This is a genomic window from Arthrospiribacter ruber, assembly GCF_019343195.1.
GTDB lineage: Bacteria > Bacteroidota > Bacteroidia > Cytophagales > Cyclobacteriaceae > Arthrospiribacter > Arthrospiribacter ruber.
This window is the reverse complement of the sequence record NZ_RPHB01000009.1, coordinates 256,372-283,015: the sequence shown is the minus strand read 5'-3', so window position 1 is coordinate 283,015 and position 26,644 is coordinate 256,372. Positions and strand designations below refer to the sequence as shown.

25 protein-coding genes and 4 pseudogenes are annotated in these 26,644 nt (G+C 42.3%); 23 read left to right on the top strand and 6 right to left on the bottom strand.

Annotated features, from left to right (window positions below; all coding sequences use genetic code 11):
- Together EGN73_RS18780 and EGN73_RS18775 are read right to left on the bottom strand one after the other, a co-directional pair.
- Entirely contained in the window at positions 1–831 is an 831-nt protein-coding gene (locus EGN73_RS18780; protein ID WP_219293200.1) for a DNA adenine methylase, read from the bottom strand.
- 207 nt (positions 832–1,038) lie between these two features.
- Complete coding sequence (locus EGN73_RS18775; RefSeq protein ID WP_219293198.1) at positions 1,039–1,590, bottom strand: hypothetical protein; 552 nt, start codon at positions 1,588–1,590, stop codon at positions 1,039–1,041.
- 1,108 nt (positions 1,591–2,698) lie between these two features.
- Between EGN73_RS18775 and EGN73_RS18770 the strand changes: the two genes are divergently transcribed.
- The 4 genes from EGN73_RS18770 to EGN73_RS18755 all read left to right on the top strand — a co-directional run bounded on the left by EGN73_RS18770 (position 2,699) and on the right by EGN73_RS18755 (position 9,710).
- Positions 2,699–3,157, top strand: coding sequence for a hypothetical protein (locus EGN73_RS18770; RefSeq protein WP_219293196.1), 459 nt, complete (start codon positions 2,699–2,701; stop codon positions 3,155–3,157).
- Between the two features lie 319 nt (positions 3,158–3,476).
- Positions 3,477–5,096: a TlpA family protein disulfide reductase gene (locus EGN73_RS18765; RefSeq protein ID WP_219293194.1), complete on the top strand. Its 1,620-nt coding sequence runs from the start codon at positions 3,477–3,479 to the stop codon at positions 5,094–5,096.
- Positions 5,097–5,108: 12 nt separating this feature from the next.
- Positions 5,109–8,333: a SusC/RagA family TonB-linked outer membrane protein gene (locus EGN73_RS18760; RefSeq protein ID WP_219293193.1), complete on the top strand. Its 3,225-nt coding sequence runs from the start codon at positions 5,109–5,111 to the stop codon at positions 8,331–8,333.
- A 21-nt stretch (positions 8,334–8,354) separates the two neighbouring features.
- Positions 8,355–9,710, top strand: coding sequence for a RagB/SusD family nutrient uptake outer membrane protein (locus EGN73_RS18755; RefSeq protein ID WP_219293191.1), 1,356 nt, complete (start codon positions 8,355–8,357; stop codon positions 9,708–9,710).
- Positions 9,711–9,782: 72 nt separating this feature from the next.
- Here the strand turns inward: EGN73_RS18755 and EGN73_RS18750 are convergent, their stop codons facing one another.
- Together EGN73_RS18750 and EGN73_RS18745 are read right to left on the bottom strand one after the other, a co-directional pair.
- On the bottom strand, positions 9,783–10,031 hold the full coding sequence (locus EGN73_RS18750) for a DUF6520 family protein (RefSeq protein ID WP_219293190.1): 249 nt from the start codon (positions 10,029–10,031) through the stop codon (positions 9,783–9,785).
- 785 nt (positions 10,032–10,816) lie between these two features.
- Positions 10,817–11,248 (bottom strand): MauE/DoxX family redox-associated membrane protein, encoded by a 432-nt coding sequence (locus tag EGN73_RS18745; protein ID WP_219293189.1) that lies wholly within the window; start codon positions 11,246–11,248, stop codon positions 10,817–10,819.
- 229 nt (positions 11,249–11,477) lie between these two features.
- Between EGN73_RS18745 and EGN73_RS22715 the strand changes: the two genes are divergently transcribed.
- The 8 genes and pseudogenes from EGN73_RS22715 (at position 11,478) to EGN73_RS18715 (ending at position 16,927) form a co-directional block, all read left to right on the top strand.
- Complete coding sequence (locus tag EGN73_RS22715; protein WP_281422303.1) at positions 11,478–11,609, top strand: hypothetical protein; 132 nt, start codon at positions 11,478–11,480, stop codon at positions 11,607–11,609.
- Positions 11,610–11,868: 259 nt separating this feature from the next.
- The gene (locus EGN73_RS18740) at positions 11,869–13,137 is read left to right on the top strand and encodes an RHS repeat domain-containing protein (RefSeq protein ID WP_219293188.1); all 1,269 of its coding nucleotides are present in this window, start codon (positions 11,869–11,871) and stop codon (positions 13,135–13,137) included.
- A complete protein-coding gene (locus tag EGN73_RS18735; RefSeq protein WP_219293187.1) occupies positions 13,134–13,550 on the top strand; it encodes a hypothetical protein in 417 nt (138 codons plus the stop codon). The genes EGN73_RS18740 and EGN73_RS18735 overlap by 4 nt, the downstream gene beginning before the upstream one ends.
- 21 nt (positions 13,551–13,571) lie before the next feature.
- A pseudogene (locus tag EGN73_RS18730) lies at positions 13,572–14,402 on the top strand (RHS repeat-associated core domain-containing protein); the annotation flags it as partial.
- Positions 14,395–14,850, top strand: coding sequence for a hypothetical protein (locus EGN73_RS18725; protein WP_219293186.1), 456 nt, complete (start codon positions 14,395–14,397; stop codon positions 14,848–14,850). The pseudogene EGN73_RS18730 and the gene EGN73_RS18725, both read left to right, overlap by 8 nt.
- A gap of 1,016 nt (positions 14,851–15,866) precedes the next feature.
- Positions 15,867–16,040: pseudogene (locus EGN73_RS22710) on the top strand (RHS repeat-associated core domain-containing protein); the annotation flags it as partial.
- A gap of 51 nt (positions 16,041–16,091) precedes the next feature.
- Positions 16,092–16,709, top strand: a complete 618-nt coding sequence (locus EGN73_RS18720; protein ID WP_343207143.1) for a TNT domain-containing protein — start codon at positions 16,092–16,094, stop codon at positions 16,707–16,709.
- Positions 16,709–16,927 (top strand): hypothetical protein, encoded by a 219-nt coding sequence (locus EGN73_RS18715; protein WP_219293184.1) that lies wholly within the window; start codon positions 16,709–16,711, stop codon positions 16,925–16,927. The genes EGN73_RS18720 and EGN73_RS18715 overlap by 1 nt, the downstream gene beginning before the upstream one ends.
- A gap of 109 nt (positions 16,928–17,036) precedes the next feature.
- Here the strand turns inward: EGN73_RS18715 and EGN73_RS18710 are convergent, their stop codons facing one another.
- Positions 17,037–17,402, bottom strand: a complete 366-nt coding sequence (locus EGN73_RS18710; protein WP_219293182.1) for a helix-turn-helix domain-containing protein — start codon at positions 17,400–17,402, stop codon at positions 17,037–17,039.
- 128 nt (positions 17,403–17,530) lie between these two features.
- Here EGN73_RS18710 and EGN73_RS22765 point away from each other — a divergent pair, with 128 nt between their 5' ends.
- Both EGN73_RS22765 and EGN73_RS18700 read left to right on the top strand, forming a co-directional pair.
- Positions 17,531–19,294, top strand: coding sequence for an RHS repeat domain-containing protein (locus EGN73_RS22765; RefSeq protein WP_219293180.1), 1,764 nt, complete (start codon positions 17,531–17,533; stop codon positions 19,292–19,294).
- Positions 19,295–19,305: 11 nt separating this feature from the next.
- Positions 19,306–19,563 (top strand): DUF7660 family protein, encoded by a 258-nt coding sequence (locus EGN73_RS18700; RefSeq protein ID WP_219293179.1) that lies wholly within the window; start codon positions 19,306–19,308, stop codon positions 19,561–19,563.
- Positions 19,564–19,679: 116 nt separating this feature from the next.
- On the opposite strand, the gene EGN73_RS18695 is transcribed toward EGN73_RS18700, so the two are convergent.
- Positions 19,680–20,018 (bottom strand): helix-turn-helix domain-containing protein, encoded by a 339-nt coding sequence (locus tag EGN73_RS18695; RefSeq protein ID WP_219293178.1) that lies wholly within the window; start codon positions 20,016–20,018, stop codon positions 19,680–19,682.
- A gap of 743 nt (positions 20,019–20,761) precedes the next feature.
- On the opposite strand from EGN73_RS18695, the pseudogene EGN73_RS18690 reads away from it, so the two are divergent.
- The 9 genes and pseudogenes from EGN73_RS18690 to EGN73_RS18655 all read left to right on the top strand — a co-directional run.
- Positions 20,762–21,667 (top strand): annotated as a pseudogene (locus EGN73_RS18690) (RHS repeat-associated core domain-containing protein); the annotation flags it as partial.
- Positions 21,664–21,906, top strand: a complete 243-nt coding sequence (locus EGN73_RS18685; protein ID WP_009034413.1) for a hypothetical protein — start codon at positions 21,664–21,666, stop codon at positions 21,904–21,906. The pseudogene EGN73_RS18690 and the gene EGN73_RS18685, both read left to right, overlap by 4 nt.
- Positions 21,907–22,315: 409 nt before the next feature.
- On the top strand, positions 22,316–22,783 hold the full coding sequence (locus EGN73_RS18680; RefSeq protein ID WP_246611660.1) for a hypothetical protein: 468 nt from the start codon (positions 22,316–22,318) through the stop codon (positions 22,781–22,783).
- Entirely contained in the window at positions 22,764–23,741 is a 978-nt protein-coding gene (locus tag EGN73_RS22600; protein ID WP_343207142.1) for a M91 family zinc metallopeptidase, read from the top strand. Before EGN73_RS18680 ends, EGN73_RS22600 begins: the two co-directional genes overlap by 20 nt.
- A gap of 2 nt (positions 23,742–23,743) precedes the next feature.
- A complete protein-coding gene (locus tag EGN73_RS18670) occupies positions 23,744–24,256 on the top strand; it encodes a hypothetical protein (protein ID WP_219293177.1) in 513 nt (170 codons plus the stop codon).
- Positions 24,253–24,399: pseudogene (locus tag EGN73_RS22860) on the top strand (RHS repeat-associated core domain-containing protein); the annotation flags it as partial. The gene EGN73_RS18670 and the pseudogene EGN73_RS22860, both read left to right, overlap by 4 nt.
- Complete coding sequence (locus tag EGN73_RS18665) at positions 24,400–25,101, top strand: hypothetical protein (protein ID WP_246611659.1); 702 nt, start codon at positions 24,400–24,402, stop codon at positions 25,099–25,101.
- On the top strand, positions 25,076–25,846 hold the full coding sequence (locus tag EGN73_RS18660) for a hypothetical protein (RefSeq protein WP_219293176.1): 771 nt from the start codon (positions 25,076–25,078) through the stop codon (positions 25,844–25,846). Before EGN73_RS18665 ends, EGN73_RS18660 begins: the two co-directional genes overlap by 26 nt.
- A gap of 274 nt (positions 25,847–26,120) precedes the next feature.
- Positions 26,121–26,357, top strand: a complete 237-nt coding sequence (locus tag EGN73_RS18655; protein WP_219293175.1) for a hypothetical protein — start codon at positions 26,121–26,123, stop codon at positions 26,355–26,357.
- The last annotated feature ends 287 nt before the right edge of the window (positions 26,358–26,644 follow it).

Here is a 26,644-nt window from a genome sequence, read left to right as displayed (position 1 = left end):
TTAGCTTATATTTGATAAAATTATTTCTTCATATTTAGTACGCTTCGCCTTTTTTCCACCTACAACACTCGCTCTGCTTAAAATGGTGATGTCTCCGTAATCCCCAAAAAGGTCAATAATACTTTCATGATGTGCATTCGTCATAATATAATATGCTCCTCTTTCTATTAAAAACTCTATGAATTTACTCAACCTAACTTGATCCTTCCAACTAAATATTTTCTGATTGTATTTTATAAAACCATTATTACCATGAGCAACTGTATATGGTGGATCTATAAACACAAGATCATTTTGCTTTATTTTATTTGCTATTTTTTTGAAATCACCATGAGAAAAAAAGGAACTCTTAAATGCACAACTTAAATTAATCAAATTATCCGTATCAAATAAAGTTTTATATTGCTTGAATCCATAAGGGACATTGTACTCACCCTGCATATTTTCTCTATAAATACCGTTAAAAGATGTCCGATTTAAAAATATAAACTTCGAAGCGCGTTCCACGGGGTCAATTACATCTCTTGATCTTAGATTGTAATAATATGCTTCATTGTTTTGGTGCTTTGATAATGAAGAGATTAATTGGACAGGTTTTGATTTTAAAACTTGATAAGCATTTATTAACTCAGAGTTTATATCTGATAAATAAGCTTTCTTTTCAATCTTTTCAACGGTTTTCAGATGAATGAATATAGATCCTCCTCCAAGAAAGGGTTCAAAATAATTGTTGAAATTGTTTGGAATAAATTTTTCAACTTCTTTCGTTAACCAAGTTTTTCCTCCTGCCCAACGCAAGAATGGTTTTATTTCAATAATAGTATCATTCATTTTTTGTCATATTTCTGTGGTTATCCAAGACGCTCAGCCACAATTACCGCTAATGGTTCTCTTCCCGCATCGCTTGTGCTATTTATGCCATATGGAATAAACAGCAGGATATGCTGCGAAAACTTTTTAATTAAACCCAAACCTACCCATTTTCCCACGCCAAAAAAATACCCTGTGCAGGGTATTTTAGTAGAATAATCTATGTTCCTAATACCGGTAATAATTCACCCTCTTACTTCCGAGCTCTCCATTTTTAAGAATTATTCTCCTTTTTTGTGCTTTTAGCACACCACCTTTAACGAGATTGACCAATTTGCCAGAGAGGTATTCACTTGAATATGAATACCCAATTTCTTGGAACTTTCTAAGTATTTCCTTTCCTGATTTTTCACTTTCAAAAAAACCTGATTTAATCAATTTCTTGACTACCACTAAAACCTCATCCTCTTTTTTGAAATAAGAAGAACTGTTGGTATTTTCATTTTTTAATTTTAATACCTGACTTTGAATTTCATCTTCATCAAATTCAATGGATATGTCATGAAATAACTCCTCTGAAATATTAAAGGCCCGCTGAATTTTTTTAATCATTAGGTTAGACACCTCTTTATGATTGTTCTTTATTTGATGGATATATTTTCCTTCACTTTTATAGCCTAAAAGAACCTCGAAGCCCAAAAAAGTCAACCCTGTTATTTCTATCAACTTCAATAGCCGCTCTCTTTTTTGATGAGATTTTAATGGTTTAATTTTTCCCATCCCCTAAGGGATTCAAAAGTTTACTATAAAAAGTAAACTTTTTCTTGTTTTTTTGATTTGTTGCTATGATATTTAAGACATCAAGTTTAAGAATTGACATCTATGCATGTTCGATTCATTTTGATACATGTACATAAAGAGTCTCGATCGCAAAATCCGACCATTGTAATCATGAACGAGACGGTAGGTACATGCTCATAGCTAGCTTTTGTTATATTTGCAAAGCTATAGCTGTGGGCAGCCTATCGATAACCGTTTCATGGGGCGTCGGAACCTTGCGATGCGGTTGATAGAAGCCCACGCTATAGTGTTCTTTTTTCGACCTGAACCAGACTCGTTTTTATATGATAAACCATGAAAGCGAGCATTTCACACATCGGTCTTTTTGCGCGACCAGCGCACTCCCTGGCAAGCAGGGTGGAGGGTACCGCTTGCACTTCCCCTTATCAGATCGGTAGAATCATCTCTCTTAAAGAGATCCAACGTAACATCATCAAATCCCCGGTTTGACAAACCGATTTTCCTACCAGGTGGGCATACGAAACCTCCAAACGCCAAAGACATTCTTTTAGGCCCACTTGTGAGATACAAGAATCAAGAGACAAGAACCAAGACAGGTCTGTGAGTCTATTGTACTAGTTGATAGGCGATGGGAATAAGTCTTGGAGTATGACGTGAAGCCTGTCCTGAATATCGGGAACATGAGACAAAAGACAGGTTTGAGATGCTGGAGTCTATATTCTAGATCATAGACAATGGCTCTTAGACCATAATGGATTGGCCTGTTGTAAAGGTCTACTGCAATCTCTTCTCTCCTAAAAGTAGGTCAAAAACCTGCTTAATGGAATTCTCTTGTCTCTCGATTCTCGACTCTCGTGTCTCAATCTTAAATCTACAATCTACAATCTTAAATCTTCAATCAACAATGGCACTTTACCTCAAAAACTGCTACCTGGCATTCCTATGCCTATACCGAAGCAAATCTTATGGCATCCGCAAGGGAGTTGTGACTCACCCCAAAGGGAAAAGGGCAGGGGAGGACTCCCCGCCCTCTCCCGTACGGAGGGCTTTTTCACCGATCCGGTTGATCAAAAAGACCCTATACAATGTGTTCTACCCTCAGGAATCCTGTCCTGCCTATGTCCGCCTCCGGGCGGTAACTTCGCTCGGAGCCAAGTACCCCCGAAGCCTAAATGCCGTGCTCTGGCTGGCATCTCTGGCAGTTACTGTGCGGGCTACCATTGACAGAATTGTAGGGGCCGTCACTCTGAGTAAAGCGAAGAGTCTCCTTCCATTGGGAGTAGGTAGATCCCCCGCAATTCTGCGGGACAGGCTTTCACCTCCGCAAGCTCCGGATCAGGATGACGTACACCAACGGACATTTCCGCGCTGTAAAGGCCAGATTTTAGATACTGCCATTGACCTGATCCGGGAAAGATTACTCATAATCTCCTTCCGCTCAGCCAAAGTCCGCATCAAGGGACTGGCTTACAGAAACCTCTCCCTCAAAGACGGCAGCAGGCACGTCTGTGTGCCTTCTTATATCAAGCCGAAGGAATTTCGCTGATGCCGATGATTAGCAATTATCCATTTAAGGCTCCCGGATTTCACTCCTCATAAGGTGATTTGATCAATGAACCCAAATGTAGCTAGCGGATTCACATAAGGTGACGGTACTGCGCCGGGAGGGAAGCTTTGCTTCCGGGCCGGAGATTTAGTTGATAACATGGATTCCGGCCTCCTTTTTTTATCCCCATTGAGATTTAATAAAACCATATGGATTCCGGCATGAGGAGAACCTAAAACAAAGGGATGATTAAAATTCCGAGGTTCCATAGCCAGTCCTGGCTTATCTGGATGACCATTGAAAAACAAATTATATACACATGAAATATTCAATTCTAATATGCCACAGCTTCTTCCTTCTATTGGCTTTTTTATGCCTATGTGAAGTGGCTTTTAGCCGCCAAACAGATCAGCCTGATCTGCCGATCACCATCTTCGGTCAGATTCGGACCGTAGAGCCTTCCACCGAAGTCAACCTTGAATTTTGGGAAAACCCCATGAATGTTCAGAGCGGTGCCCCTGCACCTTTGACTGAGCTGATAAAACTGACTGATGGAACCTTGCATCAGGGAACCTATGGGAGCACTGTATTCAACTGGACTTCAGACTCTATTTCCCAACCGGGAAGGCTGACACTATCATTGGGTTACAAGATGCTGATAAATGATTTCCTCGTTTTTCCCGGAGACAGCATTCAACTGTACTTTGATGAATACTCAGGTCAACTGGTATTTGGCGGACCTGCCCAATCACATTTCAACCTTCAAAATGAGCTTCAAAACCTCCAAAACAGGCTGTTTTTCAATTCTCCGGTTAATATCCATACCTATAGACTGGAGTCCATGTTAAGAAATGGGAACAGCTATGAGGATTTTCAAAACATACAAAAAAACAACTTTGGAAGGAAGGTGAATATTGAAATAATCGACCCTCCGCTAATGTTGGAAGAGCTGATCGGTAAAATCAAGTCCATGAAGGAATTGGATCTCATGCTTTCATTGCTCAATGAAAACAATGAGATAAACCCTCAAGTGAAAAATGCCATCAGGAACAAATTGGTGGATGGAAGACTGACCCTATATGCCAAAAGTTTGGGGACTATCCTCAGGTATTCAACAAAATTGCAGGACAGCACTACTTATTCAAGTGCATTGGAATTTATTGAAAATGAATTTATTCCTGACTTAACTTCCAAGGGAAATGAAATGGAATCAGGTGATTTCCACCCTTATCTTACTTCAATTTCCGAACTTTTAAAGATCACCGAAGGAGCTTACCCTTCCCGAAATACTGTTGGGCATATCACCGGCAATTTCAAAGACGAACTCAGAGACCAGCTCCTGGCATCTACAATCTTTCTGGAATACCGGAGGGGTATCAGTACAGATAATAGATTAAGGGATATAGCCTCATCTATAAATCAAGGTCCTGCAAAAGAAGAGGTCAATAGACTACTTGAAAAAACCAAAACAGGGGTGCCTGTAAGACATTTTGAATTCACCGGGGAATCAGGTGAGAACATCAGCCTCGATCAACTGAAAGGACAATACCTTTTCATCTATACCTATTTCGACGGCTGCAATGCTTCCTCTTCTTATTACAATAAAAGCATAAAGCCCGTAGCTGAATACTTTTCGGATTCCAAAGACCTCAGAATAGTATCTGTTTCAGCAGACCGTACCAAAAATATCTGGCATTCATCATTGGAAAGCAAAAACTATTCAGATACCAACATCCTGAACCTCTACTCAAAAGATAAGGGAGTCCAACACCCTTTCTTTTCATACTACAACCTGATAGGATTTCCCAGCCAGATGCTGATTGATCCCCAAGGCAATATTGCAGCAGTTTCCGGATTCAACCACACCGCTGAAGAAATCATAAGGAGACTTGAAGATTTCATGGCCCCAAAAGATAACCCTGACCATATTATCCACTAACCCCCAAATCAAATGAAAAAACTATTACTCTTATCAATCCTCACCCTGCTCTCTTCATTTCTCTGGGCACAGCAAGGAGAGTCCTTCTTGATTACAGGGACTGTATATCTCAAAGAAGATAACTCGGTCCTACCGGGTGCTACTGTATTGATCTCCGACACTTCTTACGGTACAGTCACGGACCAAGAAGGAAAGTTTTCATTTAACCTTCCCCCAGGAGAGTACGCCGTAATGGTCAGCTTTATAGGTTTTGAACCTGTACAGATGGGCATCAAGGTCCCAAGTGAAGAAGCCCTGGAGATATTTCTTGAAAACAGAGACATGGACCTCTCAGAAGTCGAAATTGTCTCTACAGGCTTTGAAAAACTACCCAAAGAAAGGGCCACAGGCTCATTCATGCAGGTTGACAATCAATTGCTGAACAGAAGGATTTCCACCAATATTCTTGAACGCCTGGAAGACATTACCCCAGGACTGATATTCAATAGATCAGGGTCTCCCGCCGACAGGATCAGTATCAGGGGAAGGAGTACCATTTTCTCCAATGCCCAACCCTTGATCATCATCGATAATTTCCCCTATGACGGACAGATAGAAAATATCAATCCCAATGATGTGGAAAGCATAACCGTGCTCAGAGATGCGGCCGCTTCCTCTATCTGGGGAGCAAGAGCAGGGAACGGGGTAATTGTCATTACCACCAAAAAAGGTGATTTCGGAAAGGAACTCAAAGTAAGCCTGAATTCAAATATCAATGTGATTCAGAGGCCGGATCCTTTTTATCAGCCTTTGATGAGCACCTCTGATTTCCTGGACAATGAATCAAGGCTATTTGAGACGGGTTTTTATCTTTCCCAGGAAAACTCTCCCTCAAGAGCTCCCCTTACTCCCGCAGTGGAAATCATGATCCGGCAAAGAGATGGTCTGATCAGTGAAGCTGAGGCTAACCAAAGGCTTGCATTGCTCAGGTCTCAGGATATCAGAAACGATATAAGAGAACATCTGTACAGAGAGAGTATCTTCCAGCAACATGCTGTCAATATCAGCGGAGGGTCCGGCAAACAAAATTATTTCCTTTCCATGGGACTTGACCACAACAGTGAAGGACTTGTAGGCAACGAGTTTTCGAGATGGACCCTGAATGGAGGACAGAATTTCAGGTTGGCCAATGATAAAATCCATATCGGAACAGGAATATATTTTACCAGAACAAACAGAACCACAAATAACCAGGGGCCCAATGCATTCAGTATGACACCGTCCTCACTCAGGCCATACCCCTATGGTCGTCTGATGGATGAAAACGGAAACCACCTATCACTGACCAATGGGATCAGAGAACCGTTTAAAAGGGATGCCGAAGCTCTGGGCCTACTGCCCTGGGACATGACACCGCTATCTGAAATCAGGTTGATTGACAACAGGACTGTTTCGGATGACATCCGCCTCAATACAGATATCAGCTACAGAATTCATAACAATTTAAAAGCTTCACTTATGTATCAATTTTGGTCAAATGGTACCAAAACCGATAATTTTGCTCCATTACAGAGCAATAGGGCCAGAGACCTGATCAATAGGTTTACTCAGGTTTCAGAAACTGGAGACCTCATTTACCCCGTTCCTTTGGGAGGAATCCTTGACTTTGCTAACAGAGCTTCAAACAGCCATAACATCAGATTTCAAATGAATTATTCCAAAAAATGGGATAACGGACATGAACTGACTGCACTGGGTGGTTACGAAGTCAAATCTTTTAGAAGCCTCCGTTACCAGACAAGATATTATGGCTATGATAAAGAAACAGGTGCAAACAATCCTGTAGACTTTGTCAGCCTTATACCACAGTTCCATAATAACGCTACCAGAAACCAGATTCCTTTCAATTCATCGACAACAGGACAGATAGATAACTTTCTCTCCGCTTTTGCAAATGCAGCCTATACTATAAAAAACAGGTATATTCTTTCAGCAAGTGCCAGAAGAGATGCATCCAACCTGTTTGGGGTTGCCACAAACCAAAAATGGGTTCCTTTATGGTCCGCAGGACTTGCATGGGTCATAAATGAAGAGAGTTTCTACAGTTCAGGTTTTTTACCTTACCTGAAACTTAGGACTACTTATGGCGAAAATGGAAATGTAGATAATAATGTTTCTGCCCTTACCACTGCGAGGGTATTTGGAACTGCACGCTTTACAGGACTTCGCGAAGCAGTGATTGTTACTGCTGCCAACCCTGATCTTCAGTGGGAAAGAATCAAGATCCTGAACCTGGCAACAGATTTTGAAACAAAAGACGGGATATTATCAGGATCCGTAGAATGGTACAGAAAGGAAGGTCTTGATCTGATCGGTGCCCGCCCTTTTGCCCCAAGTACAGGTTTCCCAAATTTCAGGGGCAACTTTGCAAGTACCCTCACCAAAGGTCTTGATGTACAGGTGGGCAGTTGGATCTTTAACAGGAATTTCAAATGGAGAACAGATATGTTCTATTCCCATGTGAATGAAATTGTAACTGACTATGAGATTGAATCCCCTGCATTCAGTTACCTGTCCCAGGGAGCAGGAGCAGGAGAGTCAGTAATCATTACACCACAGGCTGGAAGACCATTATTCGCGGTGTATAGCCTTCCCTGGGCAGGCCTTGACCCTGATAACGGAAACCCACTAGGAATTCTGGATGGTGAATCAAGCGATAATTATGGTGCTATCATCAACAGCAACACCCCTGAATCCCTTATCTACAACGGTCCGACCAGACCAGTCTCATTCGGTGCATGGAGAAACACCTTCTCATACGGCGGACTGAGTTTTTCATTCAACATCAGCTACCGTCTGGGATACTATTACAGAAGAGAGTCTGTCCTTTATGACCAAGTCCTTACAGGACTGCAGGCTCATGGAGACTATGCCCTGAGATGGCAGCAGCCCGGTGATGAAAATATCACCCAAGTGCCATCAGTACCTGCCTCCAGAAACTTACAGAGAGACAATTTCTATATGTTCTCGGAAATACTGGTCGAAAGAGGAGACCACATCAGGTTCCAGGATATAAATATTTCATATGCTTGGGATAAGCTTAACAACAGCCGCCTCCCGTTCCAAAGGCTTGAACTGTATTCTTATATAAACAATGTCGGGATACTTTGGAAAGCTTCCAATGATCCCCTTGATCCTGATTTCAGAACAATGAGGCCCCTGAGGTCATTCACGGCCGGAATAAGGATAGACTTTTAAATAATTAAAACTCCAAAAATTATGAAAGCAAGATATATATTCAATTTGAGCTTATTGATCTTAGTATTTACAGCTTGTGAATCCTTTCTCAATGAAAAGCCGGACCAGGCTTTGATCGTTCCCAGAACCTTGGAAGAGCTCTGGTCAATTCTTGACAACAGCACACAGGTGATGAACCAGGAAGGTGCCCACATTGAGGCCAGTGCAGATGATGTTATTATCCTTCCCTTCCTCTACAATACACTGAGTCCTGAACAGAAAAACGCCTATATATGGAACGACGAGATATATGAAACTCCATCGGCGCTTGACTGGGACCAGCCTTTCCGGCAGATATTTTTTGCCAATACAGTTTTGTTTGAACTTGAGAACCTACCGGAAAGTGAAAAATCCTCACCTGAATTTAACAGACTGAAGGGAAGTGCACTGTTTTATAGGGCATATGCCTATTTCTCTCTTTCAAGGCAATTCTGCCTGGGTTATGATGAAGCTACAGCCGGAGAAATATTGGGACTTCCCCTAAGATCAACTCCCAATATTACTGATGAGGTGCAGCGAAGCAACCTGAAAGATACCTTTGAAATGATACTCAAAGACTTGGAGGAGGCTGAAATAATGTTGCCTGAAAATACACCTCATATCACCAGACCTACAAAAATAGCCTCAAGGGCAATGCTATCGAGGGTATATCTCTACATGGGTAATTTTGAAAAGTCTTTGGAATACGCGGATTTGACACTTTTATTGAAAGATGACTTACTCGATTACAACAATGTGAATCCTGCTCCAGCAAGACCTTTTGTCAATGAATTTGATGAGGTGATCTTTTACAGTGAACTCCTATTTTACACCTACTACTTTTTCTCCAACGGATCAGCTGTAAATCCAGACTTGGTTGAATTGTATCATGAAAATGACTTAAGGAAACAATTGTTTTTCTTTCCCAGAGAAGATCACTTTGCCTATCGTGGGCAATATTCCTTTTTGGTAAGGCTTTTTTCCGGGCTTGCCACAGATGAGGTTTATCTGACCAAAGCTGAATGCCATGCCAGGCTTGGACAGCCGGAAGATGCTTTGAACGCATTAAATACATTATTGAGAAATAGATTTATCTCAGGTACCTATGAACCAATTGAAGTTGATGTGGTGGAAGATGTATTGGAGACTATACTGACTGAGAGAAGGAAACAGCTTTTGCTAAGGGGTATTAGGTGGGGTGATTTAAAAAGGTTCAATGTTATTCCAGGTGAACAGGTCACGCTGACAAGAGATACTCCTGATGGGGTCTTCAATTTACCGCCAAATGATTTCCGTTATGCGTATCCTATTCCTGAAGAAGAGCTGCAGTTAAGTGGTATAGCTCAGAACCCCAGATAAGTAAAAGGGCAGGGCCAAAAACCCTGCCTTTTTGAAACTTAACCTGTATCTTAAATTAGAATTCAGGAATGATTAAAGCTGAGTGTAAACTCCAGGTCTGTCTGAATCTTCAATCATATTTCCTGACTCATCAAATCTGGCAGTACAGATGCTAGAAGTACCTGAGCAGTCATACAATGAAGTTTCATCGATTTCCTCCCATTGATTGGGAGCTACCTGGGCTTTCAAGACCCCTTGTTGAGGCTGGGTAAATGCAAATGCAAATACCGCAGCTAACGAGAATACTCCTGCGCGTAGCAGGATTTTTAATTTAGTATTCATAACTTTATATGATTTTGTGAAAGAAATCCCGGCTGTTCTGATCTGAGATCTTTAGACCTATTGACCTTTGGAGAGGGATGGCCGGTTATCTTACCCCTACTGGTGAAAGCCTGTCACCTGGTGAGCTTACTTTCTGTTCTTTTCTGACTGTTTTTTGTTTACCTCCTTTCCTTTTTTAATCGATTCAAGAATATTCACGACTTCATTATTCGTTATTCGAAATTCCTTGTTCATTATTCAAATAATTTCTCCCGCAGATTTCGCTGATTCCGCAGATTTTCGACTAAAGTCGAGGGGGACTGATCCCCAAAGGCCAAGCCACCGGCTAAAGCGCGGTGGAAATTGGTCAGACAAACGCTAGGGATTTTCCCCTAGACACTCCTAGCTTATTCAGTTAATCAATTCATCAATTACACAATTAAACCCATTGTTCTTCTCTTGCCCATCAATAATCCCTACCCCAATCACTTGAATTAGAAAGCCACGCTTCATACTAGTCAAACCCATGTTTCAATTTTATTTCAACTTTATATCTATCGTATTTCAACAAATATCTTTTCAAATCTCAGGATCTCCTTTTCACTACGATTTCAATTGTATATCACTTAATCATTAATCACTTTTTCCTTCCTCTTCTTATGAAAGCGAAGAGATTCTTCTCTGCGATCAGAATGACGTCGTAGTATTCAAGCACCAGTCTTCTACTTCCTACCTGTTTTTCACTATTCACTATTCACTATTCACTATTCACTAATAACTACTCACTATTCACTCCAATTCCTCCCTCATCCTTCATCCATTAAATACCCTATCACCGCTATCCCCAAAAACACAAGGTTAAACACCAAATGCTCTCCCCAACCCAGACTGTTGATCACACCGCCGCAACTACAGGGGATCCGGCCAAAGATGCCTGTCATCACTATGCCTATATAAATACTGAAGGCAGTCAGCAGGATAATGGAAATCAGAAAGCCTGTTTTCCTGAAAGGATTGCTGATCAGCATTACGGCCGTAATCAGTTCGATCGGAGGCAGTCCGTAAAGCAATGCCGTGGCCATCCAATCCGGGAAAACCTGGTTGTACAATCCCCCTTTGGTCCCCTGCCAGTCATAGACCTTGCTGATCCCCGTGTAGGCAAAGAGCAAGCAGAGTAGGAGTGCGCAGGCTTCTGATATATAAGGCCTTATCCTGTATGGTTTGGCTTCCTTTGACATGTTTAAATTTCGGAAATATTTAACTATTCCCATGTCCAAAACTGCACATTTTCACTTTTGAGGCTTATTTTGATTGTTTTTGAACATGTTTTAACATAATTAGCACTGATTAATACTTTTTATTAGGTGAATAATACAATTTATAAATAGATTTATTTTTCGACTATAGTGTAAGGTCTATCCTGATTTGGGGATTTTCCCCTGTTGTACCATAAACCCAGCCTGTTGAATGAAATATGAAGAATGGATTATTCAATTAAAAAGTGAACTGGATCCTTTTGATCAGTTGGATATGAAAACATTTGCAAAAGCCATGAGAAATACGAAGCCCCGTCTGGGTGAAGTTTGGCGTTGGTACTAGGCGTAGTTTGTAACTACGCCTTTCTATCAAAATGAATTTGTAATTCGATTTATCGGGAATTACCTTTCAAATTTAGCGTCTAATTGAATAGTCCAATTGCAAATTGGAAAGGATAAAAGGGAGTAGTTTCAAACTACACCCAGCCCTAGCATTCAACGTTTGACTACACCTAGAGGGGGATAGTGTCGAGCTTTCAGTTTTTGCTAAGTTTGAACTTCCTAAACGCAAAGCAAGGAAGGAGTCTCTTTTCCCCAAAGGGTTGGCTCATCAATTAGCAACAGACCTTGGGGATATGGCTATGAGTGGAATTCCAAACCCATTTACTTTGTTCCGGATAGTCGACTTGATTGCTGATGATCTTCAGCAATATCAAGCCCCTGAGGCTTTTATGGGGTATGCGTTATATGATTCAGATAGCAATCTATACGAAAGGGGGAAGCATATACTTAGTAAAAAAGCTGCCAACAATCATGAAGAACTGAATCAGAAACTTTATATTTCGAAAACAGGATATGTTGAAACATATTTAGTGAATGAAACCAATGAAGATGTGTGGTTTGATGATTTCACTGTGATGAGTACTACTCCCTTGATCGTACAAGAAACTCATTATGATCCTTGGGGACTGGAGCTGACAGGACTGGGATATCAGTATGGCGGGATTAAGGCGAATAAGTACCTCTATCAGGGCAAAGAGTTAATAGATGACTTAAGTCTAAATATTTACGACTTCCATGCTAGGGGTTATGACCCCGTCATAGGTAGAACTTGGCAGCTGGATCCGATGGCAGATAGCTATTATCCATGGTCGCCATATGCATGGGTGATGAATAACCCACTTAAGTATATGGATCCGACAGGAATGTTCAGTACCCATACGGATGAGGATGGGAATGTGGTGGCTGTCTATGACGATGGGGATTTGGGGGTGTATCGACATGAGGGATCAGTAACCAAAAAAGATATCGATTCTAGGCATAGTAAAGATAACACTACTGCTGGAGGAGAAAAGATGGGAAGGACTATACACACTTTTTCGTTTGCAAACTTTGAAGCGTTAGAAAGAGGCGAGATAGTTGAAGAAGGTAGAATTGATTATGGAAGTACCTGGGCAAAGGATAAGATCCAGTCTTCCTTGGATGAGATAACTGGGTTCTTCACTGATTATATATGGAAAGCAAATGGGGGTGAGAAATATGATATTAAAAAGAAGTCTCCTAATGGTAATGTATATTATGGATCACAAGTAGAAAAAGGTGTCTATGCATCCGCAAGAGATGCTGGTAACATTTTGGCAGGAGCCACAGCAAGAAAATTTAATGTTCCTTTTGAAGTAGCGATGTCAGGATTTGGTGCTTTAAATCTTGCTGGAAATAATAGAATGAAAGGCGCAGCAATTCTAGGTTTTCATTATTCAACCAAGAATGGTATAAACCCTGGGTATTTATGGAATAAACCATTTTTTGGGGAAAATCCAGCTTCTGGCGTTATGCAATTTCATGGATATTTTAATGGTGGGAAAAAATGAAAAAAATAATAATTGTCTGTATAATTTCTATAATTCTATTTTATATACTCCTTCCTGATTATGAATTTTCACATTATCATTTTTCTAATCAGGATAAATACATCACAAAAATTGAATACAAAAGTGTGATTTTTGGAAATAGTACATACTTTACAGATGGGAAATACAATAAGCGGTCTGTGCCCAATAGTTTTGTGAAACCTATATACTCTGGAATAGATGGGGGATATGATGTTGTGCTTCATGCTGTCGAAGGCAAATTATATATTTATGGTTATAATGGATATTTTGAAACAAAAAATCTTAGTGAGAATTTTGTTTTCGATAAACTAAAGTCGGATAAAGCAAATTCTGAAAGGTGGAAGGAAATGATAAATGATAATACGGGAGTGTATATACATGTATTTTATTAAGCATAGCGTTATCTCTATAATGGGAAGGAACTGCTGGATGACCTGAACCTCAACCTATACGACTATGGAGCGAGGTATTTTGACCCTGTGATAGGGCGTTGGACCAGCCCGGATCCTATGGCCAGTGAAAGGGAATGGGTTTCACCATATAATTTTGTGCAGAATAATCCATTGTCAAGGATAGATCCGGACGGTAGGTTTGATATCAGGATTCATGGAGAGAACAATTCCAGTGTGACCATCGTGACCGACCTTATCGATATCGATGTCAATGCGGGCAGGATAGTTGGGGATTTGGGAGGCAATTATTCTTTGCAGGGGGATGATATCCTCAGTGCGGCTTTGGATATTGTAGGAGTGGTATACCCTACAGGTATTGCTGATGGCCTGAATGCGGGCTTGCAGGCAAAGAACGGTGACTGGCTGGGTGCTGCCATCAGTACAGCCGGAATAATTCCATACATAGGGGACGTAGCCAAAGTAGGGAAGATCGGAAAGGATGTCAAGATCATCAATAATGCTATTGATGCTGTCAAATCAGGTGATAAAGTATCATCCACTTCAAGAGCGGCCAGAAGAGAAGCAATGCGAGATGCTGGAATTCCTACTAGTCAGCAACCAAAATCTCAATCTAGAAATAGTTCAGGAAGAGAATATACATACGAAGTACCAGCAAAAGGAGGTGGAACTCAGACAAAATCTGTTCAACAACAAACATTGGATAGAAGTCACCAAGGACAACCTCACTGGGAAGCCGGAAAGGTAAAAACAGACAACGGTAAGGTAAGGATGAACAATTACGGTAGACCTAAATTGGATAATAATAAATCAAAAGTAAACTATAATGATTAAGATGTTAGAGGAGACGTTTGATCAAAAAAAACGAAGGTTGTTTGGAAAGCAATCTCTTCAGAGCTATATCAACACGATTGAAAAGTTGACTACTGATAGTGAAAGATGTATATTGTCTATAGTTGAGACGGATAAAATACTTGAAAAAGTTTCTACTCTTAAAGAAGTGTTTAAGACTGTTCTTCCATTTGAAGATAAAACGGGGTTAAAAAATATAGTAAATGAAAAGTTCAAGTCGGAAGACAGTATTTATTTGCTAACCTCCTTATCTCGTGATTGTGGTGGTATAGTTATTAATTCCATTGCCAATTTCAATTTCAATTTCAATTTTGACGATGATTCAGGGGGTATTTTTAGTCTAGTAAGTAATGACTTAAAAGAAAGAATTCTCTTTGATTTTTATGAAGAAAACGGTAAAAAATTTATTGAAATCGAATATTTTCAATAATCGAAGTAAGTAATTGAATCAACAAAGTGTGAGCCCGGTCTGACCGGGCTTTTTCATTTATAACGCAGCTATATTTTTCTGCAGGTAGTCCTTGAATCGTTTTTTGGATACGAAGGTCTCAATAAGCTTCAGGAGGGCGGCGTTCGTCATCGGTCGTCGGCAAAAAGCCACGCCAGCACTCACGGCACTGTTTTATGGAGTGTTTGTTTTTTAAAGGCATAAAACAGAGCCGTTCGCCCTTCGGGTCCGCCGCGGCGGATGCTGTCATGTCTTTTGCGCTCCTTCCTCTTCCTCACGGCTGTTCCCGTGTCTGCTTAGGCCTCCCGATACTCCGCTTCGCTGCGATCGGGACGCCACGCATCCACCCACAGCCAGTGTTATTGCGGGCCTGCGGGCCACCGACAGACCGCAGCGCCCATGATAAACAGTCCAAAAAGAAAGCGGTATCATGGGCGCCGCTCACTGCCAGCCACTTCCTACGGTCGTTTTCCCTGGCAGGCTGTCGTCGGCACCCGCAGGCGGCCCGCAACCCAACGCTCAAAAAGGCCGGCCGCCTAGAAATCACCCCCCAACCCCCGATCAGGGGGGCTTTTCCAACCCACAATGCCGGGACAGATCTCCGAAAGCAGGTTGTGTGCAGGAAAAAAACAACAAAAAAGTGAGCAAAGTTAGGCGGGCCGCACGAGGCCTGCCCTCCGTCAAAAAGCAAGTCCGCAGGGCTATTTACCCGCCCACAGCCAACCGCACCTTAAACCGCCCCGCTCCCTTGCTTTTTGCCCATACCCGCCAGATGCAAGGCTTTCTTTTTTTCCGTTTTTTCTTTTAAGAAGATGTTTTATTGGGGAATCACCACTACGCCTGTTTCTTTTTTCAACTGAAAATACCTTCAACTGAAAGAAAAAAAACTATCTTTATGGGGATATGCCGGATGGGCATAACGTTCTTTAAAGGGGTGTGAGGGGGATTGGAAAGAGCCGGGAAAAGGTTGTGCGGGAGTATAGCGTTACGGGTTTAACGGCAAGGAACACGACAGCCCCGGAATTGGCGGAGGTGGCTCTACCTACGACTACGGCTTCAGGATCTACAACCCGGAGATAGGGAAGTTTTTGAGTGTGGATCCATTGACCAAGATCTATCCGATGCTCACACCGTATCAGTATGCCAGCAATACGCCGATACAGGCAATAGACTTGGATGGTTTGGAGGCAGTCAGGTATCCAGGAGTGGGGACCACAACGGAAATGCTCCAGAAACCGACCGAACAGGAGGTCAAAGAAGTATATAGGGCATACAGGGGGATTGCTTTAGGTGTTTATGACTTCTTCAGCGCTTTCCGCCCCCAGGCGGCTATGGGACCGGGTGATCCCAATTATATACCCATCTATTCTGAAGTAAAAGATGCCTACAGGGGAATCTCGAACACTATCGAGAACGGGTCGACTGAGGACAGGTTCAGGCTGGGTACAGTTGGAGCATTGAGTATTTATGGAGGCATTAAGCCAGGGGGCGTTGGAAAAATAAACTGGTTAGATGATACGGGCAAAATAAAATGGCCTACCAATGACGGATTTGCTGGAACTCCAGCTAATGTAACTTTGAAACCAGGTGCTAGAATAGATAGATATGGATACGAGGGAGGTTCTTTTGTTTCGCCAGAAGGAGTTCCATATAATGCAAGGTCTCTGGCTCCTGGTACTGAATTTAAACCTTATAATGTGTATGAGGTAGTAAAACCAATTGATGCCCTAGGAGGAAAAGTAGCGCCATGGTTTGATGAAGCGGGAGGAGGAATCCAATATAAGCTTAATCAGCCCATCGATAAGCTACTCGAGGGGGGGTATATTAAAAAAGTTGAATGATGACAAAAATTGAATTAGAGAAAAAATTGAGAGAAGAAGACGTTCGAGTAGACTCGTATTCTTTAAATGGAGGTTTACCTAATGAAGCATATTGTTTAAATAGAACTGAAAGTGGGTGGGAAGTTTATTATAGCGAAAGAGGAAATAAGACGGGGTTGAAGGTTTTTGATAATGAATCAGATGCCTGTGGATATCTATTCCAACTCTTAGCTGGATAACTTTCAAAAAGGAGACCATCAGGAGACCACCATTTATGTAATTAGCTGAAATAACCACAGTGCTGAAATCTTATGGAAAAAGCCTAGGTTTTTCCTAGGCTTTTTCTATTTACAAAGCTGCCACGTTTTTCTGGAAGAAGTCTTTGAACTTCTTTTTGGTGAGCATGGTCTCGATCAGCTTGAAGATGGTCTGCCTGTCCTCTTCTTCGAGCTGCTGGATAAGCCTGAGCTGTTCTACGGCTGTCTTGTCCTCGATGACGACTTCGGATGGGATATCTCCGTCATATGCGAGTATCTGGTCGGTGGTCATGTTGAAGAGTTGAGCGGCTTTGTAGAGTTCTTCCACGGTGATTGCCCTGGTTCCCTTTTCTATTTTGCTGTAGGCCGACTTGTCCACCCCGATATGGGTGGCGACATCGATCTGTTTGAGGCCTTTCTGCTCCCTGATTGCCTTGATGTTGTCCGCTAAGTTCATGCTGTAAAGTAGCAAATAAAGACACTTGTATCAGCATTGGTATAATTTCCTGTCTGGGTACAGGAAAGGATTCCATAGCCTTTGCCCTGGGATATTTCAATGGAGACTGGACCCCGATCACCTCAACGGTGGTCAGGACAGACACGAGGGATGCCCTCTGGTCGAGGACTTCCACGATCAACTCCAATACAGGACTCTTCAACGGAAACATCACCTGGATGAATACCGAGCTGGCTGGTTCGCAGGATACGTATGATATGCAGGCTATGGTCTATAAATATGATCAGCTGAACCGTATTGTCCAGTCCAGAAGCTTAAGAGAATATACCACCAGCTTTGTGAGCAGGACAGCAGCCGCTGCAAAGGCCTATGATGCTACCTATACCTATGATGGGAACGGAAATTTACTTACCTTACAGCGCAGGAATGGAGCAGCAGCCATACAGGACAATTTTACTTATGGCTATTATGCGAATTCCAACAAACTGAGGCAGACGGCCTCAGCACAGGGTAACAACTATGAATATGATGCCATCGGAAATCTGATAAAAGATGTGGCAGGAGGGGTGACCAACATTGAATGGACGCCTTCAGGCAAAGTCCGTAAAGTGACCAAGTCATCAGGTTCTCCTATCGAATTCCGTTATGATGCCTCCGGAAACAGGGTGGAAAAGAAACAGGGTTCAAACATAACCAGATATATCCGGGATGCATCAGGTAACGTGATGGCTGTTTATCAGGGTGATACGCTGTCAGAACGTCCGGTCTACGGATCTTCCAGACTTGGGAACGTAGCCAATGCTTCCGCTCCGGGTTACCGAACGGTAGGTCACAAGCAATATGAGCTGAGCAACCACCTTGGCAATGTACTTGCCGTGGTGTCAGACCGCATCCATATGAATGGAGACAGTACTTGGGCAGAAGTGCTGAGCAGGACTGACTATTACCCCTTCGGTCTGGAAATGACAGGTAGGACGGAAAGTGGTGGGTATAGGTACGGGTTTAACGGCAAGGAACACGACAGCCCCGGAATTGGCGGAGGTGGCTCTACCTACGACTACGGCTTCAGGATCTACAACCCGGAGATAGGGAAGTTTTTGAGTGTGGATCCGCTGACCAAAAGCTATCCTTGGTATACACCTTATCAATTTGCAGGCAACAACCCGATCAAGTTTATTGACCTTGATGGACTGGAAGAATACGACCCGCAACGGGACGCGTTTTTTACAGCAAGATTATTGCTAACGACTTTCTATGATATCAAGCATTCTGCGGAGAACTTAATATTGAACACGTTTGTCCCCGCCGACCCTGGGATGAAATGGCTAGCGTCCTACAAGGTCAATGAAAGTGGGGAGGAGATATTTGAGACGGTCATCCGGCAAGTACCGCATCAGGGTGTGTTGAAGGAAACGTTTAATACTGCCCTTGATGTGGTGAATATTGCTGCAGCGGGCAGGCTTGATCCCACGGATTTTATTTCAGTGAGGACAGGCGGTAACACACAGCTGACAAGGGGACTGAGAAAATTCCTAGACCCGACCAGCTTTAAACAGTTGCCCAATGAAGGGCTTATTGATCCGAGTTCAATAAGATTTAGTCAAAGCAGCATAAGTCCGAATTTCAGGAATGGGAGCAGTATAGATGATCTGGTATCAGGCCTAAGAAACGGATCAATTGATCCCCTGAGTGTTGATCCGATCAGGATAGTGGAAAGGAACGGGGAGATATTTACATTGGACAACAGGAGATTGAAGGCCTTTCAGGAAGCGGGCGTAGATATACCGTTTCAAAAAGTTAACTTAGATAGTTTGCCTAAGAGAGAGTTAGAGAAATTCACAACGACCAATAATGGGGAGAGTATTAGAATTAGGGGTACAGGGACAAATTAGATAATTAGAATATGGATGTATATGAAATCTATGAAAAAATAGAGTCGAAGAAGGATTTTGAAAACTTTCTTGAGCAATTTAGAATTGATTTGGAGACTAAACCGGAAGAGTGGGAAAATATTACTCTGGTTAGTTTTTTGGAATCTCTTCATGCGTACACTCAAGATGTAGAAGGGTACTACAAAAACATGAATATGCCCTTTGATGAAAGGAGACCTACATGGAAAGTTTTTGCTCACTTATTGTTAGGAGCTAAAGTATATGAATAGTGCCTAATATATGATGTGAAATCAAAAGCCCCTGAAACCGGGGCTTTTTTCATTTACAGCATGAGGCTGACCATTTTATGTTTGGCGAAGAAAGCGATTAAGGAATCCTAAACCCATCAGAAAGCATAGGCTTTTTTTGCCCTTGCGTCCCTGAGGAAGGCGTCCATGAGGGCCATGAGGTGGCTTTTTTCCTCAGGGGAGAGGTTTTCTATCTCTTGCAGTCTTTTTACGGTGAGCTTGTCGAAGGTGGGGGTGGCGGTTTCGTCGACCAGGTAATCGACGGTGACGCTGAAGGCTTCCGCTATTTTTTTGGCCGTCTCCACGGAGGGCAGGGCCTCGTTGCGTTCATACTTGCCGATGGCTTCCCTAGAAGCCCCTATTTTCCCGGCCAGTTCGGTCTGCGACCAGCCGTTCTGCTTGCGCAGCTGTGCTATTCTGTCCCCTATTTTAACCATGATCACACCTTTAAATGGATGATTGTACATCAGTAATCCAAAAATACGGTAAAAAGATACATAAAAAAAGACGATAGTTGTTTTGATAAGCGGTATTCGTCTTCCTTGCTCCGCAAGCCAAACGCCGGCCCGTTGCAGCAGCCTTCCCCGGATTGTTTAAATGAATAAGGAGTTCCAGGCTGCTGCACCACCCTTCGGGAGGCTAGCGCCAGGCTCTCAAAGTGGTCTTGCTATTTGCTGCGTCATTCTCACCGCAGGCTACTTTGTCTGCTTAGGCCTCCCGATACTCCGCTTTGCTTCGATGGGGACGCAACGAATCCACCGCCTGCCAGAATCATTGCGGACCACTGACAAATTTCCCGACAGGCCATGGTGGTTTTAAACTCTTAAGCGGTATGGTCGGTCGGGATCACTGCCAGCCACTTCCTACGGTCGTTTTCCCTGACAGGCTTTCGGCGGCACCCGCAACCCACCCGCAGAGCAGCCGCACCTTAAGCCGTCCCGCTCCCTTGCTTTTTGTCCATACGCTTTCTTTTTTTTTGTTTTTTCTTTTAAGAAAGTGTTTTTAAAAATGCCATCCTTCAGCCCCTTCTTTTTTTCAACTGAAAATATCTTCAGATGAAAGAAAAAAACTATCTTTATCGGGATATGCCGGAAGGGCATAACGTTCTTTAAAAGTGAGTGGGGGGAGTTGGAAAGAGCAGGGAAAAAGTTGTGTGGGAGTATAGCGTTATGGCTTCAACGGCAAGGAAAAAGACCCAAGCGGACAGTGGGGCAATAAGAGTCACTACGACTACGGCTTCAGGTTCTATAATCCTGAGATTGCGAAGTTTTTGAGTGTCGATCCGCTGACCGGTTCATATCCGATGCTGACTCCTTATCAATATGCCAGCAATACGCCGATACAGGCAATAGATTTGGATGGTTTGGAAGCGGTTAGGTATCCGGGAGTGGGAACCACAACGGAAATGCTCCAGAAACCGACCGATCAGGAGGTCAAGGAAGTATACCGGGCATACAGGAGGATTGCATTGGGTGTCTATGACTTCTTCAACGCTTTCCGTCCCCAGGCGGCTATGGGGCCAGGTGATCCCAATTATATACCTATCTATTCTGAAGTGAAAGATGCCTACAGGGGAATCTCGAACACTATCGAGAACGGGTCGACTGAGGACAGGTTTAGGTTGGGAACTGTTGGGGCATTGAGTGTTTTTGGAGGAGTTGAGGCATTCTCCAAGTTCAGAATGCCTAATAAGGTGGGGATTCCTAGCTCGGTTAAAACTCCTTATGGTGAAGCTGTCCAATCCTTGGCGGAAGAGGCTTTGAGTATGCGCTCGTATGTCGAATCAGGAGGGAAATTATATAGAATCGGTACCACAGGTAAAAGTCATGCAGCGGAAGCACAATTTTGGGCAACTGAAAACCCTTTGTCCGACCCGAAAGCATTTTCAGTAAAATATGGAATTCCTGTAGAAAATATTACGAATGCCAATTTTTTAGAAATAGGAACCTTACGACCGGGAAACAATTTTATAACAAGACCCGCTCCTAATGCACCTGGGGGGCCACAGGGTGGGGGTGGTGGAATAGAGGTTGTAACACCGGCTAGTGGGGTTAAGCTTGAATCCTTTAACACGATTAACAAATGAATTACTTATTAAAAATAGATCATATAATAGAAGTTTTGGCAGGAGCCAACGAATTGGGGTGTTCTGAAGAGCTCACTGAGCTAAAGTCATCAGTTAGCACAGGATCGGAATTGTTGATGGCGGTCACACACAGGTTAAAGCAGATGATCGAACAGGATGAAAAAATAGAGGGATTGATAGGGGAGGAAGTTCGTGACTTGGTGTTTTTTTGCGACTCTATTGGGCTTAGTATAAAATAAGGAAGCTCTTTAGATGGGCGCATAAGAGAAAAGCCCCGGATTCCCGGGGCTTTTTTCATTTACAGTGCGTTGATGTTTTTCAGAAAGCATAGGCTTTTTTGGCTCTTCCGTCCCTGAGGAAGGCATACATGAAGGCCATGAGGTGGCTTTTGCCTTCGGGCTGCAGTTTTTCGATGTCCTGTAGCCGTTTGACTTTTTTTGTCTAAGGAACTGTTTACCCCGTCTGGGTGAAGTTTGGAGTTGGTACTAGGCGTAGTTTGTAACTACGCCTTTCTATCAAAATGAATTTGTAATTCGATTTATCGGGAATTACCTTTCAAATTTAGCGTCTAATTGAATAGTCCAATTGCAATTTGGAAAGGATAAAAGGGAGTAGTTTCAAACTACACCCAGCCCTAGCATTCAACGTTTGACTACACCTAGAGGAGATAGTGTCGAGCTTTCAGTTTTTGCTAAGTTTGAACTTCCTAAACGCAAAGCAAGGAAGGAGTCTCTTTTCCCCAAAGGTTTGGCTCATCAATTAGCAACAGACCTTGGGGATATGGCTATGAGTGGAATTCCAAACCCATTTACTTTGTTCCAGATAGTCGACTTGATTGCTGATGATCTTCAGCAATATCAAGCCCCTGAGGCTTTTATGGGGTATGCGTTATATGATTCAGATAGCAATCTATACGAAAGGGGGAAGCATATACTTAGTAAAAAAGCTGCCAACAATCATGAAGAACTGAATCAGAAACTTTATATTTCGAAAACAGGATATGTTGAAACATATTTAGTGAATGAAACCAATGAAGATGTGTGGTTTGATGATTTCACAGTGATGAGTACTACTCCCTTGATCGTACAAGAAACTCATTATAGCCTGTCCCGATGAGCAAAGCGATATCGGGAATCCTTGGGGACTGGAGCTGACAGGACTGGGATATCAGTATGGCGGGATTAAGGTGAATAAGTATCTCTACAACGGGAAGGAACTGCTGGATGATCTGAATCTCAATTTGTATGATTATGGACAAAGGATGTATGATCCGACAATTGGTCGTTTTAACCGCATAGATAGATTTTCAGAAAAGTATTATGGATTATCCCCTTACCAATACGGTGCTAATAATCCAATCAGTAACATCGATATCAATGGAGATAGTATTTGGGTAGTCATCCATCCAACTGTAGATAATCAAATACAGACTCAGCATTATTATTGGGGATCAGATCAGCAAGGTAATTATGCATTCCGTGACCAAAGTGGGAATGCATATCAGGGGAATAATCAATTCATCGGAGATGTTGCAAACGGCTTAAATGATCTAATGAATGGGGGTAGTGCTGGTTATGCTTTAGTTACCGGTTTGGCTGGTGCATCAGACAATGTACAAATAATACCAGGCAATGCGAATAGCTCTCGAGGTAATGCAGAGTTCGCATCAAATAGTTCTTTGGGTGGAAGTGCAGTTCGATGGGATCCTAATTTTAATGGTGTTCAAGGTAATCAACGACCAAGTTTTGTGGCATTAGGACATGAGTTAGCACATAGTCGAGATAGACTTAACAGTACGTTAGACTTAAATTCTTGGTTTACTTATCAAGATCAAAATGGAGCTACCCAATCGGTGCCAAGAGCTGAAATATCGGCAACTCACACAGAGAATCAAATAAGGGCTGAAAATGGACTTTCATTAAGACAGAGTTATACATATGATCCATCAGGTAGTCCGACAGGTACAAGGATAATATTCAATGGAACAAGGCAGAGTAGATACTATAATTCAAGTGGTAACTCGAACCCCAATTTTAGACCGATCAGAAGAAGACAAACCCCATTTACCTACTAATCATGAAAAATTTAGCTCTAATTATTGGATTTATAAATATACTTGCATGTTCATCGATGAAGCAATTACCAATGGATAGTTCTTCTTTTCTAAAGGAGTTGTACAAGCTTCAGAAGAAGAGGAAATGTGGATCATACCCTCAAATAGAGTACGAGCAAAGAAGTAATATATATGAGGAATTTGATTTTATAGATTATTCTGCTGACACAGTCTTTATCCTCCAGTCTTTAGACATTCAATATAGTAGAATAATTGAGTCAGTTTGGAATAATAATAAGATGATCAGTTATGTTATTCAAGGTTCTGAAATTAAAATTGTACCCAATGATCCATTGAGAGTGCATAAGTTGATAGAGGAATGGGATATTGCTTCTATTCGTAATGAAGAAACAGAGCATGGAGGATTGTTAGGTGGTGCATCAATGAGAGGTATCAGGGTAATTATTGAACAAGATGAAATACGAATGGATTGCATTGCTTTCCAAGAGTTTTTTGATATGTCGAAAGATCAATAATCAAAAAGTACCTCTACAACGGCAAGGAACTGCTGGACGACTTAAATCTTAATTTATACGACCACGGGGCACGTTTTTATGATCCAGTGATAGGGCGTTGGACCAGTGTTGATCCACTGGCAGAGCATCCGAAGCAAATAGGAATGTCTCCCTATTCGGGCATGTGGAACAACCCGATAAGATGGAATGATCCCGACGGTATGATGCCGTGTTGCGGAGGCGGGGCAAGGCCTGCCGTAAGAAATTCCCCGAGAGTTGCCAATGTGTCAAATGTCAGAAGGGTTGTGTCCCAGACGTCAAGAATGCATAATTCCGGTATCGCCACAATTGGCAGAAGTGAAGGTGCACTTATGAAGACGCAAAGATTCCATACCACCAGTCGAGGTGACGGAACATATAGGTCTGGCCTTACTTCATCTGGTATTGGGACGTCTGAAAATTTTGATAACACCCACTCTTTTGGGAATACTGGGGGAAATCTTGCTAAGATGCTAGGAGATATACTTCATACCGCACAGACCATAACAAAGAATGAATCTTTTGCTGAGGTTAATGGATTTGAGGTTTCCCTTGGAGCGGATTATTTTGTGGATGACTATAATACAACAAAGGCATTGAAGGGGTTGCAGGAAGAATGGGAAAGCGGGGTCAGGGATAGGGCGAGGGGAGGAATGTCCGCCGAAGAGTTTGAGCAACTTCCAATCGAAGACCAAAACATGAAAATGGGCTTGTCCAGGGTATTGTCTGGCCCATCGCCCCTCCCGGTGATTGAGAATATGTTAAAAGGTAAAAAGCCTGATGAAGTAGAGGTTAGAAGAAATGATGTGGTTAGACCGGGTAATTAGTCTTTTCAAAGGAAGTCCGAAGTGTCCTGTGGGCGTTTTAGACAAGCTTATGCTCGATTGGGAGTTTTCTGTTTTAATAGAAGAGCTTGGGGAAGAGTTTATTTTCGATTCCAGCGTTTATACTGACCCTAAGGAAATAACGGGGATGGAGTTTAGTGGAGATGAAGCATATGCCCAAATACTATTTCAAAAACTTGGGGATATAATTGATGTGGACATAAGTATGGTGGAGATGGGCTTGTTCAGCGAGCCGACGGATGTTGTGTTGGATTCAGGAGTCATCATGGTTTCGGAGGAAGGCGGTGAGCCTGCTTCCAGTAAGTTTACGGAATACTCTGATGGGAGTGTTGAAATCTTGATCAACCGAGGGTATTTAGATGATCCAGGTTGTTTGGCGGCGTCCATAGCGTTTGAATTGATCCGACTGAGATCAAAGGTTAAGGGATTTTCAGAGGATGATGTTTATATGGAGGTGGCACTTGTTTTTTATGGCTTTGGGGTGTTCAATGCAAATAATTCGGTTATTAAAATGGATACATGGTCAGGTGATTTAAGGAGTGGGTGGAATATTAAAAAGGGACCCAGCCAGCTTTCTCCGGAAGCCCATGGTTATCTGCTTGCACTGTATTCATGCTATGGAGGTGAAAATAATCCAGGTTGGGCAGATTCTCTGGTACATGAAGTTGCGAAAGCCTTTTATGTTGGCGTGAAGTATTTAAAATCCAATTCCGAAAGAAAAGAATAAGCATGTCAAAAAAGGGTTCCAATCATTTATTTATAATTCTGTTGACAGTTTCTATTTTATTATTGTTAACGGGCGGAGTAATGTTGGTGAACAACTTGTCAGTTTATGGAATAAACCGAAGAACATTAATGGTATCGGGATATGGCGGGCACCTAATAATACTGATTGGAATTATATCCTTGATTGTCACCTACTATAGTTTATCCCCTTTCAGTAAGATAAGGAACGTTGACTTCAATTTTTTCAAAAAGAAAAGGAACGGGGATAAGAAAAAATGATTGAGAGTATAATAGGTTCGGTTTTCTTCGAGTTTGTTGGAGCCTTGACAAAATGGGTTGTATATGCGGTGCTTCACAAAGTAAGGGGGAGAGAGAGTATAAGTTTTAAAGAAATGTGGGAAGGAAGAAAAGGAAGCCAGAAGTCGGAAATCATCATTCATGGTTTTTCTAATATCCTACTTGGTCTTATAGTGGTTGTCGGGCTTTTTGTTCTGGTTATAAAGTTGACCTGACGACACTATATTGAAACACAAAAGCCCGGCACTGCCGGGCTTTTGTGTTTTATGCGCTGAGTGATTTCTGTACCTGGCACTTGAACAGGAATACGTCCATCAGGGCGAAGATGTGCTCCCGGTCCTCGGGCTGCAGTTTTTCGATATCCTGCAGTAGTTTGACTTTTTTTGTCTAAGGAACTGTTTACCACCTCACCGACCAGATAGTCCAGCGACACGCCAAAGGCATCCGCTATTTTTTGCCATCCCACATAGGTGAAGATTTTTGAGGGCTAGGTGTAGATTAT